The sequence below is a fragment of the Streptomyces sp. SP18BB07 genome (assembly GCF_036322545.1).
In the GTDB taxonomy this organism is placed as follows: Bacteria; Actinomycetota; Actinomycetes; order Streptomycetales; family Streptomycetaceae; genus Streptomyces; species Streptomyces deccanensis.
This window is the reverse complement of sequence record NZ_JAQYWT010000370.1, coordinates 398,762-410,580: the sequence shown is the minus strand read 5'-3', so window position 1 is coordinate 410,580 and position 11,819 is coordinate 398,762. Positions and strand designations below refer to the sequence as shown.

Annotated in this window: 9 protein-coding genes; 2 read left to right on the top strand and 7 right to left on the bottom strand. The window is 71.9% G+C overall.

All coding sequences use genetic code 11. From position 1 onward, the window contains the following. Positions 1–75 precede the first annotated feature (75 nt). Positions 76–858 (bottom strand): aminoglycoside N(3)-acetyltransferase, encoded by a 783-nt coding sequence (locus PUR53_RS47230; protein WP_329912549.1) that lies wholly within the window; start codon positions 856–858, stop codon positions 76–78. Then, complete coding sequence (gene fxsBH / locus PUR53_RS47225; protein ID WP_329912548.1) at positions 851–3,016, bottom strand: radical SAM/SPASM protein FxsBH, inactivated beta-hydroxylase extension form; 2,166 nt, start codon at positions 3,014–3,016, stop codon at positions 851–853. Before fxsBH ends, PUR53_RS47230 begins: the two co-directional genes overlap by 8 nt. Before the next feature lie 530 nt (positions 3,017–3,546). Between fxsBH and PUR53_RS47220 the strand changes: the two genes are divergently transcribed. Then, positions 3,547–4,461, top strand: a complete 915-nt coding sequence (locus tag PUR53_RS47220; RefSeq protein WP_329901645.1) for a DUF4231 domain-containing protein — start codon at positions 3,547–3,549, stop codon at positions 4,459–4,461. Positions 4,462–4,514: 53 nt separating this feature from the next. On the opposite strand, the gene PUR53_RS47215 is transcribed toward PUR53_RS47220, so the two are convergent. The 5 genes from PUR53_RS47215 to PUR53_RS47195 form a co-directional block, all read right to left on the bottom strand. Continuing rightward, positions 4,515–5,006, bottom strand: a complete 492-nt coding sequence (locus PUR53_RS47215; RefSeq protein WP_329901644.1) for a hypothetical protein — start codon at positions 5,004–5,006, stop codon at positions 4,515–4,517. 249 nt (positions 5,007–5,255) lie between these two features. Further along, positions 5,256–6,293: a rod shape-determining protein gene (locus PUR53_RS47210; protein ID WP_329901715.1), complete on the bottom strand. Its 1,038-nt coding sequence runs from the start codon at positions 6,291–6,293 to the stop codon at positions 5,256–5,258. A gap of 146 nt (positions 6,294–6,439) precedes the next feature. Next, entirely contained in the window at positions 6,440–7,951 is a 1,512-nt protein-coding gene (locus PUR53_RS47205; protein WP_329912547.1) for a carboxyl transferase domain-containing protein, read from the bottom strand. A 13-nt stretch (positions 7,952–7,964) separates the two neighbouring features. Continuing rightward, positions 7,965–9,452, bottom strand: a complete 1,488-nt coding sequence (locus PUR53_RS47200; RefSeq protein WP_329912546.1) for an acyl-CoA synthetase — start codon at positions 9,450–9,452, stop codon at positions 7,965–7,967. Between the two features lie 66 nt (positions 9,453–9,518). Next, positions 9,519–10,790 carry an SLC13 family permease gene (locus tag PUR53_RS47195; RefSeq protein ID WP_329901641.1) on the bottom strand — a complete coding sequence of 424 codons (1,272 nt, stop codon included), beginning with the start codon at positions 10,788–10,790 and terminating at the stop codon, positions 9,519–9,521. A gap of 288 nt (positions 10,791–11,078) precedes the next feature. Between PUR53_RS47195 and PUR53_RS47190 the strand changes: the two genes are divergently transcribed. Then, entirely contained in the window at positions 11,079–11,789 is a 711-nt protein-coding gene (locus PUR53_RS47190; RefSeq protein ID WP_329901640.1) for a FadR/GntR family transcriptional regulator, read from the top strand. Positions 11,790–11,819 lie beyond the last annotated feature (30 nt).

The following is an 11,819-nucleotide window of genomic DNA, read 5'->3' as shown; positions in this document are numbered from 1 at the left end:
CGGAGAGTCATCTGGCCGGAACCAACAATGTGCCCGACCACCCCCGTGACCGCATGGCTTGTTTCACGTCATTTGTCAGCGATATCCGGACATGAGCCGGACCGCGGTGTCGACAGCGGCCCGCATCTGAAGGAGGAGGACGGGCTTTCCCGCCCATTCCCGCACCCTGAGCAGTTCACGGGGCAACTGCGCCCCGATCTCCCCGAAGTCCCCGTCGAACAGGGCGAGATCCTCGTACTCGAACCAGTTGCCCTTCTCCTCCAGCACACAGCGGTACGTCCGCGTCGGCGGGGCCGGGCTGGTCCGGTACTCGGCGAGGTGGAACGCGGTGCACACCTCGAACCCCACGCGCAGCAGGAGTATCTGGGCGTCCGCCGCGTACAGCGTGGCCATGGGGGACCGCTCGCCGAGATGGCAGCGCGGATCGTGGTCGCCCAGCAGCTCCGCCGCGCGCGGGCCGAGTGCGGCGAAGGAGGTCTGCGGGTGGGCGCTGCGCACGGCTCCCGGTGTGCTGCGCACGCACTCGGCGAGCGCGCCCATCGCCGGGCAGGGCGTGGCGTCCTTCTCGAACGGCAGCATCCCCGCCCGGAACTCGGCCTTCTCCCGCTCGGTCATGCCGTCCGTGAACGCCTGGTACTCGCGGGAGGTGTCGGAGTTCTCCGGGGTGAAGGCGGGGACGACGAGGGTGCCGTCGGGGCCCAGGGCTCTCAGCAGCGCGTCGCGTACGGCGACGGGGGCGAGGCCGGTGCCGCTCAGCGAGGAGTGCACCATCAGGACGCCTCCGGGGCGGACACCCCACTCGGCCAGGTCGTGGTGGAGACGGGCCGTCGGGCCCTGCGGTCGAGTGGCGTCACCCATGCAGCGTCACCCATTCTCTTCGTAGTTCCTCTGCCAAGTGAACTCCTGACTCGGTGAGTTGGGCATCCTGGAAAGCGGTGAGCCGGTCCAGGGTGTGGCGGGCGTGGCGCAGTTCCTCGCTGCGGGCGGCCCGGTCGGTCGACACCGTCGCACGGCCGATGGCCTCGCTCGCCTCGTCGAGGAGGCGTCCGGCGCCGGTGCCCGGCACGTTCAGGTCCGCCACCTGGCGCAGGGCGGCGAGCCTGGACCGCCGCAGCAGTCGGGGCAGTTCGCGGGCCAGCTCCTCGGCATCGAAGTCGACGGCCACCCCCAGGGCGCCCGGTGTGTCCGTCCTCGGCAGCAGGAGTCCGCCGCCCGCCGCGAGGGGCGTGATCGTGGTGCACAGGGACAGGTCCGGGCCCGGCGGCCGGCTCGGCTCGTCCGTCTCCGGCGCGTCGCAGGCGGCGCGCAGTCGTTTGCCGAAGAGTGCCAGGTCGCTGGGGCTCAGCGGGGGCGCGACCGGCACCGGGTAGCAGTCGCGGCCGGGGTCGGCGTCGTCGATGAGGAGCACCGGTCCGCCGGTGGGTCCCGTCGACTTCAACGGACGCCATTCGACGTGCAGTTCGCCGCCGTCCCGGTCCGTTCCGGCCACCTGGAGACCGTCCGCCGTGATCGCGCACTCCACCCGTCCGGGAGCCGAGAGGCGCAGCGTCCCGAGGGTCGGAAGGTACACGTCCCGGGTCGGCTGCCACCAGGTGAGGTCGGTTTCCTTCTCCGCGAGCACGGCGGCCGCCAGGGCGGTCGCCGCCAGCCGGGGGAGGTCGGCGTGACCGTCCAGGGCACGCAGCAGCACGGTCCGTAGATACGGGTGGGCGAGAACGGCGTCCAGGTGGGTCGCGGTGGCGGCGTCGGAGTCCAGCTCGACCAGGAGCCCCCAGGTCGCGTCCCAGCCCGCGTCACTCGCCAGTACGGTGTTCACGCGGGCCAACAGGTTCCGGTTCAGGTCCAGTTGGGCCAGCCGGAGACGTTCGGTGTCCGTGACCGCCGGGTGCAGCGCGCGCTCGGTGATCCGCTCGGCGATGCCCTCGACCAGGCCCCGCAGGTCGGCGCAGAACACGGAGGGGTTGTCGAAGCCCCGCTCCCCGCTGTACCGGTGGGCGTAGAGGCCGCCGCCGCAGGACTCCACGACCGGGCAGCGACGGCAGGTCTCGCTGACTCCCGCGAGGCCCAGCTGCCGGGCCCGGACGCCGGGGTGTTCGGCGAACTCCGCGAAGCCGTGCCGGAAGACGTCGTAGCCGGTGGTGGGCGCGCCCTCGTACGCGGTCTTGAGGGAGTCGGCCTGCTCGAAGGTGCCGTCGGTCTCGATCACCGCCAGGTCGGACGGGGCGAGTCCCAGCGCCTCGGTCAGGCTGGGGCCGCCGCGCAGGGTGCTGAGCACCGAGTCGAAGGTCCTGACCGGCATGGGACGCCCCTGCTCCTCCCAGCGGTCGAAGATCTTCAGCAGCCAGTCGGCATAGGGCGTCCCCCGGCCGTGTCCGGGAGGAGGGCTGTCCCACGTCGAATGCGGGAGGAGATAGTCGACGCGGGGCGGTTCGAGGGCGGTCAGCGCGTCGTGCACCGCGATCGGGTCATTGGCCACGTCCACCGTGCACAGCAGGCCCTGGAAGAGGTCCCGGTACTCCGGCAGGCGCAGGAGCTCGATCGCTCGCAGCACCCGGTCGTAGCTGCTGCGGCCCCGGCGGTCCAGCCGATGGCGGTCGTTCGCCACACGGTCGCCGTCGAGCGAAATTCCGACCTTCACTCCGAATTCCCGGAAGACTTCCAAGTGCCGCTTGTTCAGTTGTACGCCATTCGTGTGAATGCGCAGGTCCAATGTCGTGACCGGTGCCAATACACGGGTGAGTTCCGCACACATGTGCCGTAACCGGGCCGGTCCGGCGAGAAGTGGTTCTCCGCCGTGCAGAATCACGGCGACGGATTTCAATTCGCTGTCGGCCGCGTATTCGGCGAGGCGGCGGGCCACCTGGCCGAGGGTCTCCTCGGCGATCACCACGGGCCGCCCGCGCCAGCTCTGGTCGGCGTGTTCGTACACGTAGCAGTGGTCGCACGCCAGGTCGCAGCGGCTGTGCACCTTGAGGACCAGTTGTTGGATCGATCGCTGGCCGCGGAAGTCCGTCACTTTCCCGGAGTGTACGCGCCGAGGCGGTCAGGTGGATGCGGCGAGAGACCCCAACACCCTTGTTGATCAAGAAGGTTGGGGTCTCGGTGTCGTGCTCGGGAGCTAGATGGACGAGTTGAACTCGCCCGTTCCGGCTGGGCCCGACTCGCGAACATCTGTCACGCGACGGGTGAACCGCTGGACGCGGGGCTCACGCGTGTCGATCGTCGCGAGAGTGGCCGTCCGCTGGGTGGCCGGTCGAGTCGCGCCCGGTCGGCGGATCGGCTTCGTGCCCGGAACGTTCATAGATTTCTCGTCCTCCTCAAGAGACCAATGCGTCATCAGTCCCTTGCCGACGAGATCCCGTGGCTTGGGCCTGGTCATTGAGGTTCGGACGACACTGTCAGGCATGGTTCTATCATGCACGCCCTATACCACGCACGCCTCCGAGGGTAAAGGGTGCCTGTCCTTCGGCAGGCGGCCTGGCGCGAATTCAAGATTGACGAGAGCATGACCGTTCCGTTGGCTTCCGGTACCCGTATGAGGTCTGCATGGCTGCGACGCCCGGCCCCAGCACTACGGTGAGTGATCGAGATCTGTCTCCGTTGTTCCAGGTGTGCGATGAGAAGGCGGTGACCCATCAGGGTGAGTCGTTCAAGGTCGTCCGGATGCAACTGGTCGTCCTGCTGCTCGCCACCGCCACCGCGTCACTGGCGGAGCGGGTCGGCAGCCGGGTGCCCTCGGCCGTCGCGGCGGTGCTGTACGCACTGACCATCGGGATCGGCTTCTGGGTGTCCCGGCGCCGTGCGCGGGCGCAGTGGCAGGCGCACCGGGCGGCGGCCGAGGTGGTCAAGTCGCTGGCCTGGCAGTTCATGGTCCACGGCGGGCCGTTCCCCTCACGGCTCGTCAATCCCGAGGCACGGTTCGCCGAACGGCTGGAGGAACGGCTCAGCGAACTGCGCAAGGTCGGCTGGGAGGACCCGCGCGAGTCCGTCACCGAGCTCGGGCTCGGGCAGATCACACCGATGATGCGTGCGGTGCGCGCCAAGACGTTCGCGTCGCGGCGCGACATCTATCTCCGTGACCGGGTGCTGAACCAGCTGGCCTGGTACGGCGCCAAGGCCGGGCAGGCGCACCAGGCGTCCGTGCGCTGGTCGGGCGTCACCACCACCCTGACCGCGGTGGCCCTGGTCACCGCCGTGGCCCGGGCCTTGGGGGTCCTCGGCAGCCGCTGGGACCCGACCGGTGTCCTCAGTGCCGCCGCCGCGGCCGGTGTCGCCTGGCAGGAGGTACGACGGCACCGCCCGCTCACGTACGCGCACAAGCTCGTCGAACAGGATCTGGACACCCTGCGCGTCACCATGACCACCACCGTCACGGAGGACGGGTGGGCCGACGCGGTCGCGGAGGCGGAGCGGTTGGTCTCGCCGCAGCACACGGACTGGCTGGTGCGGTTCGGGTCCTGACGGGCAGAGGGGCGCCACGCGTCGCCGCGCTTCGGCAGGGGGCGGGCGAGGGGTCAGGCGCGGCGTACGCCCGGGCTCCACAGGACCGTCACCGGGACGCCCGTGAGGCGTGCGTAGTCGACGATGTCGGCCGTGCCGCCCAGGCCGCGGGCGGGGGCGCCGTCCCAGACGGCGATCATGCGGTCGGTGTGGTCGACGATGTACCGGCCGGCCGCGTAGTACGCCTCCTCGTGGGTGCGTTCGTACGGCAGCTGCTCGCGTTCGGCGCAGCACTTGAGGAGACGGCGGTAGGCGGCCCGGACCTGGTCGTCGCCGAGGTGGGTCTCGTAGTCCATACCGGGGATGACGGCGGTCAGTTGGAGGCCGCTCTCGAGGGCGATCTCCGCGAACAGCTGGTCGGCGCCGGCGGCGAGGCTGCTGAGGGCCCGGGTGCCGGAGGGGCGGCCGCGCAGCTCCGCCCGGATGCCCGAGCGGACGGCGGACAGGGCGGCCTCCGGGATCTCCCGGTGTCCGGTGATACCGATCCGGGTCACGGGCCCTGGCATCCGTGCGCTCACCTCCGTGGCCGTGTTCCTCCAAGTAACCCTAGCGGCGGGGGACTTCGGCGAGAACGACACGTACGGGTGTTCGGTGGGGCGTCACGGGCTCACGGGGGCGACCGCCGGGTGACCGTCGTGGTGCCGACCGCCCTCGTGTGCTCCGGGTGCTGCCGCTCGCGGGCATGTTCGGAAAAGTGTTCGTAGGGGGTGTCGGTGAGGCGGTCTCGGGGGTCGGGGTGGCCGCGAGCGCGTAGGTCAGTCGCCCACCGGGTCCAGGCTGATGGGCGCGATCCGGCCGTCCAGCATGGCTCCGACGCCGAGTGCGGCGCAGACGTCGGGGCGTTCGGCGATGTGGACCGGCATCCCGGTGGCGTGACGGAGCATCTGGTCGAAGCCGGGGAGCAGGGCGCTGCCGCCGACCATCATGATGCCGCGGTCGGCGAGGTCGGCCACCAGGTCGGGTGGGCAGTCGCGGAGCACCTTGCCGATGCCGTCGACCACGGCGGTGAGGGGGGTTTGGATGGCGTCCCGTACGGCCGCCGTGTCCACCTGCACGGAACGGGCCAGCCCCGTCGCCACGTCCAGACCGTGGATCTCGGTGGAGGTCGGGCCGTGCGGGGTGAGGCCGTTGCCGGAGAGGGCCAGCTGCAGCGGCCGTACGGACTGGCTCGGCAGCGTCAGTTCGTGGCGCAGCCGCAGATGCTGCACGATCGCGTGGTCGATGGTCTCGCCGCCGACGGGGATACGTACCGCGCTGACGACCGAACCGAGCGAGAGCACGGCGAGTTCGGTGGCCCCCGCACCGCACACCATGATCATGGTCGCCTCGGGCTGCTCCACGGGCAGACCGCAGCCGACCGCCGCCGCGATGAGGGTGTCCACCAGCTCCACCCGGCGGGCGCCGAGGCCCACCAGCGTCTCGATCGTGGCGCGTTGGGCGAGCGGGTCCGCGCCGTGCGGGGTGCAGGCGGCGGCCCGCAGCACGGGCTTGCGGCGCAGATTGCGGCGGACGCGGTCGCCCAGCAGCTGGCGCAGCATGCGCTGGGCCATCTCGATGTCGACCACCGTGCCGCCGGCGACGGGCCGGACGACCCGGATGTAGTCGGGCGTACGGCCCGTCATCTTCTCCGCGAACTCCCCGACCGCGATCAGCGCGCCCGTCCGGGTGTTCACGGCGGCGACGCTCGGCTGGTCCACGACCAGGCCCGCGCCCTTCACATACACCCGGGTCCGCGCGGCCCCGAGGTCGACGCCGAAGTGGCAGCGGCGCAGCTGCTCCAGACTGGCGGTCATCGCGGTCATTGCGGATCCTCCCGAGAGCACGGACCGTACGGACCGCCGCCGGTCGGCGGTCCCCTGGTTCCCTTTTGCATCGTGCGGGGGACGGGAGCGGGGTGCCTGTCGGGTGGGCCGGGTGGGGGTGCGTCCGTACGGGTGGTTCAGCGCGTGTCGGACGCGCGAGAGGGCGACTTCGCGGGTTCGACGATGCCTCGTACGACGCCCAGCTCCACCAGGTCCTGCGGTCGTACCCGCAGCTCGTCGGCGGTCGCTTGAACCTCGTTCTCCGGGCGCTTGAGGATGGCGGCCGCCAGTTCCGGGGCGATCACCGAGAAGTAGGAGTCGGGGGTGGCCCAGGTGTGGTCGGGGGCGGCGAGGGCGAGGGCTCCGCCGGAGCCGCCCTCGCCGATGAGGAGGCTGGTGACGGGGGTGCGGGCGGTGGCGACGGCGGTGAAGAGGGCGGCGATGGCGGGGCCCGCGCCCTGGCGTTCGGCTTCGGCGTCGTTCGCGGCGCCGGGGGTGTCGATCAGGGTCAGGACGGGGATGCCGAGGCGGTCGGCGAGGTGGATGAGGCGGGTGGCGGTGCGGTAGCCCGCCGGGCGGGTCGGGGTGCCGCACTGGGCCGCGTAGGCGACGGTCCGGCCCTCGTGTTCGCCGAAGCCGCAGAGCATGCCGGGGTCGGTGCCGCCGCAGCGGTCCCCTTGCAGGGGGGCTCGGCGGGTGAAGTAGGCGTCCAGGTAGGCCTCGGCTCGGGGGCGGTGGGGGGAGCGGGCGCGTTGTACGGCTTCCCAGCCGGTGGGGGGGAGTTGGGGGAGGGGCGCCTTTTGGGGTGGGGGGTTCGGTGGGGTGGCGGCTGCGGGTGCGTCGTGGCTTGTCGCGCAGTTCCCCGCGCCCCTGGGAAGCAGGGGCTGCGCCCCGTGCTTCCCCGGCCCCGGGGAAGCGCCGGGTGGGAGGGCCCGGGGTGGGGGTGCCGGGGTTGTGGAGGGCGTGGTCAGGAGGGTCAGGTAGAGGAGCAGGGTGGTGCGTAGGGACGGTGGGGGGACCACCGCGTCGATGGAGCCCGCCGTGAGTTGGGACTCCGCCGTGTACGCCGTCGGGTCCGCGTCCGGGGGGCGGACTCGGGAGCCGGCGAAGCCGATCTGGGCGGTGGGGAGGGCGAGGGTGATGTCCGCGCCGGCGCCGAGGGTGGCCCAGCCGCCGCCGGTCGTCGGGTCGCGGAGGACCGCGATCTGGGGCAGCCCGGCCTCCCGCGTCAGCGCCGACTCGCCGGCTACGCGCTGGAGTTGGGTGAGGGCGCGCATGCCTTCCTGCATACGGCTGCCGCCCGTGGCGACCAGGGAGACGACCGGCAGCCGGTGGGCGCGGGCGTAGGTGTGCGCCGCCTCCAGACGGTCGCCGGTGCGTTCGCCGAGCGAACCGCCGAGGAAGCCGAACTCGAAGGAGATCAGCACGGCGGGGATCGGACCGGCTGGTGAGGTACCGATCGTCGCCCGGCCCCACACCACCGACTCCTCCTCCCCGGTGCGCTCGGCGGCGCGGGCGCGCGCGGAGTCGTAGCCGTGCCAGGCGAGGGGGCCGTCGGGGGCGTACTCCCGTCGTGGGGTGGGGAGTTCGGTGAAGTCGTCCGTCAGGGAGGCGATGGCCTCGCGGGCCGAGCCGCGCCGGTCACTCATCACTCATCGCTCCTCAGGCCTCGGGCTTCAGCGCGCGCTTCATGATCTTTCCCATGTCGTTGCGGGGGAGGGTGGAGAGGTGGTGGACGGTGCGGGGGCGCTTGTGGGGGGAGAGGAGGGCGGCGACGTGGTCCGCCAACTCGTCGGCCGGGGGCGGGGACTGGGGGTCCGCCGGGACGATCCACGCGACAACGCGTTCGCCCAGGTCGGGGTCGGGGGCGCCGGTGACGGCGGCCTCCCGTACGCCGGGGTGCTCCAGGAGCGCGTTCTCGATCTCGCCCGCGCCGATCTTGTACCCGCCGCTCTTGATGAGGTCGGTGGCCTTGCGGCCGACGATGCGTACGTAGCCGTCGGGGTCGCGGACGGCCATGTCGCCGGTGCGGAACCAGCCGTCGGCGGTGAACGCGGCGGCGGTGGCGTCGGGGCGGTTGAGGTACTCGGTGAAGAGGTTCGGGCCGCGCACCTGGATCTCGCCGACCGACTCGCCGTCGTCGGCGGTGAGGGGGGTGCCGTCGTCCTCGACCAGCCTCAACTCCACGCCGGGCAGCGGGACTCCGACCGTGCCGGCGCGGGGTTCGCCGTCGGCGCGGACGCTGGTGTTCATCAGCGTCTCCGTCATGCCGTACCGCTCGATCACCCGGCGGCCGGTCGCCGCCGCGATCCGCTCGTGGTCGTGCACCGGCAGCGCGGCGGAGCCGGAGACGAGGAGGCGGGCGCGGCCGAGCGCCTTCGCGAGGTCCGGGTCGGCGGGCAGGGTCTCGGCGATGCGGTGGTACATCGTGGGGACGCCGAACAGCATCGTCGCGCCCGCCGACAGCTCCCGGGCCACCGCGGTCGTGTCGAACCTGCCGAGGTGGCGGACCGCGCCGCCGCGCCGCAGCGGGCCCAGGATGCCCAGGATCAGGCCGTGCACATGGAAGAGGGGCAGGGCGTGGACCAGTACGTCGTCCGCGGTCCACTGCCAGGCGTCGGCCAGCGCGTCCAGGGTGGTCGCGACGGCGCGGCGGGGGATGACGGCGCCCTTGGGCGGGCCGGTGGTCCCGGAGGTGTAGACGATGAGGGCGGGGGCCGCGGGAGTCGGTTCGTCCGTCGGTTCGCTCGCCGCGTCCGTCGGTTGCGCCGCCTGCGATGTCGAGGTGTCCCGTACGTCGATGTTCAGGCGCTGCAACCCGGCGAGGGCGGAGGGGAGTTCGGCGTCGGGAGCGGTGAGGATCAGTGCGGGGGTGCTGTCCTTGAGGATGTGTCCCAGCTCGCTCTGGCCCGACTTCGGGTTGAGGGGTACGGCGGGGACACCGGCCCGTAGCGCGGCGACGACGGCCACCGCCGTCTCCAGCGTCGGTGTCGCCCAGACGGCCACGCGGCCCGCGTCCCGGATCCGGGCGGCCAGTGCGTCGGTGACGGCCGCGAGTTCCCCGTACGTCAGGGAACGGTCGCCGAAGCGCAGGGCGGGCCGGTCGGGGGTCCGGGCTTCGCCGGTGAGGGCCGGGAAGAGAGGGGACACGTCTCGTACTCCTTGGTTGTCGTCGTTCGAGGTACCGCTGCCGGTGTACCGCTGCCGTACGGGTGACTACCCGAACCCCGGGACCACCAGCACCAGCCATACCACCGCGGGGACCACCGCCACGACGATGGCTCCGTAGATCATCAGCTGCCGGAAGAAACGCTCGCGGTCGACGTCCGGTGCGGCGGCCAGGACCAGCGCGCCGTTCGTGGAGAAGGGGCTCACGTCGACGACCGTCGCGGAGACGGCGAGCGCGGCGATCATGCCGACCGCGCCGATCTCGCCCTGGGCCAGGAACGGTACGGCCAGGGGGATCAGGGCGCCCATGATGCCGACGGAGGAGGCGAAGGCGGAGACGATCGCGCCGATGTAGCAGAGGAGTACGGCGGCGAGGAGGGGGACGCCGATGTCGCTGACGCCCTCGCCGGCCCAGGTGATGGTGCCCATCTCGTCGAGTACGCCCACGTAGGTGAGGACACCGCAGATGAGGAGGACCGTGGACCAGGCGATCTGGGTCACGGCCTTGCGGCTGTCGTCGGGCCAGAGGGCGCTGAGGAGGGCGGCGAGCGTGACGGCGGTGAGGCCCGCGTCCAGATCGAAGGCGAGGACCGCGATGACCAGGGCGGCGAGGGAGGTGAGGGTGGCCGTGACGGCGGGGGTGAGGCGGGTGTCGGGCTCGGGGTCCGGGTCCGGGTCCGGCCCGGTGGTGGCAGCGGCCGGGGAGGCGGGGGGCGAGGTCAGTTTCAGGCCGCCGAAGAGGACGAACACCACTCCCGCGATCACCAGATTGGCGATCAGGGACGTCAGGAAGAGGAACAGTTCGTTGCCGGGGAGGTCTTCGCGTTCGACGATGCCGTTGACGATCGTGCCGTAGATGCTGATCGGGGAGAAGCCGCCGCCCTGCGCGCCATGGACGACCATCGCGCCCATCAGGAGGGGGCTGATGCCGTAGCGCGAGGCGAAGCTGAGGGCGATGGGGGCGACGATCGCGACGGCCGCCGGACTGACCGCGCCGATCGCCGTGAGCGCGCCGGTGAGGAAGAACATCACCCAGGGGATCAGCGCCACCCGCCCCCGTACGAGCCGGATCGAGGCGTGGACCAGCCAGTCGGTCGTGCCGTTGGCGCGGGCGATCGCGAAGAGGTAGGTGACGCCGACGAGGACGACGAACAGGTCACCGGGGAAGCCGGCGAAGATGCCGTCCGCGTCGAGGTCGGCGACGAGTTCGCCCACTCCGAAGGCGGCGGCGAACGCGAGCGCACCCATGTTCACGGAACGGGTCGTGGCGATGACGAACACCACGGCGAGGACGAGGATCGAGATCAGTTCGGGGGACATACGGGCTCCCGTCGTTGGGTCCCGGAAGGCGGAGGGGAGGGGGCAGCGGGGTGACAATTGGGTCAGTGGCCGAGTGGCTGAGCCACTTATGGTTGGTCAGCGTGCGGGCGTACGAGGGTCGCGTCAAGAGGGTGCGCGAAAATTGGTTCAGCCACTCGACCATCGGGCCACTGGCTCCGCCCGGTGTTACGCTCCCGACGAGCGACGCCGGACCAGCAGCAGACGCCGGACCAGCAGCACGAGCAGGATGGCCCCGATGGGCAGTACGAGCCGTACAGAGGGGGAATCGTGAGCGACGCCCTGCGCCCCATGGCCAAGCAGCGGCTCTACGAGCAGGTCCTCGACCGGCTGCGTCAGTACGTCGCCGAGGGCGGTCTGAAGGCCGGCGACCGGCTGCCGCCCGAGCGGGACCTGGCCCAGCGGCTGGGCGTGAGCCGGGCCTCGGTCAAGCAGGCCATCGTGGTGCTGGAGGTCCAGGGCCTGGTGGAGGCCAGGCACGGCGGCGGCACGTATCTCGTCCGGGACAGCCTGGACGTCGAGCCGGTCGAGCGGATGGTCGAACGGCGTCGGCGGCTGCCCGATGTGCTGGAGGCCCGCGAGGCGTTGGAGACGAAGCTCGCCGAACTGGCCGCCGAGCGCCGTACGGAGGACGATCTGGCCGCGATGCGGGACGCGCTGGCGCACATGGCCGGGGAGATCGAGCGGGACGGGCACGGCGTCGAAGGGGACCGGCTGTTCCACGCGGCGGTCACGGCGGCCGCGCACAGCAGTCTGCTCGCCGAGTTCATGCGCTCCATCGCCGACCAGATCGCCGAGAGCCGCACCGAGTCGCTGCGTCAGCCCGGCCGGCCCGACCGTTCCCTCGCCCAGCACCAGGCGATCCTCGACGCCATCGCCGCCCGGCAGCCCCAGCAGGCGGCGACCGCGATGCGCCGCCACGTCCGCACGGTCGCGAAGGTCCGCCTGCTGGACTGGGACCCGGGCGACTCGCCCACCTGAGCGCGGCCCCCGCCCCCGCCCCCGGCCCCG

Bases quoted from the DNA above. Each gene is read 5' to 3' on its own strand.
- PUR53_RS47230 (WP_329912549.1), bottom strand. From the start codon at position 858: ATGGGTGACGCCACTCGACCGCAGGGCCCGACGGCCCGTCTCCACCAC.
- PUR53_RS47220 (WP_329901645.1), top strand. From the start codon at position 3,547: ATGGCTGCGACGCCCGGCCCCAGCACTACGGTGAGTGATCGAGATCTG.
- PUR53_RS47215 (WP_329901644.1), bottom strand. From the start codon at position 5,006: ATGCCAGGGCCCGTGACCCGGATCGGTATCACCGGACACCGGGAGATC.
- PUR53_RS47210 (WP_329901715.1), bottom strand. From the start codon at position 6,293: ATGACCGCCAGTCTGGAGCAGCTGCGCCGCTGCCACTTCGGCGTCGAC.
- PUR53_RS47205 (WP_329912547.1), bottom strand. From the start codon at position 7,951: ATGAGTGACCGGCGCGGCTCGGCCCGCGAGGCCATCGCCTCCCTGACG.
- PUR53_RS47195 (WP_329901641.1), bottom strand. From the start codon at position 10,790: ATGTCCCCCGAACTGATCTCGATCCTCGTCCTCGCCGTGGTGTTCGTC.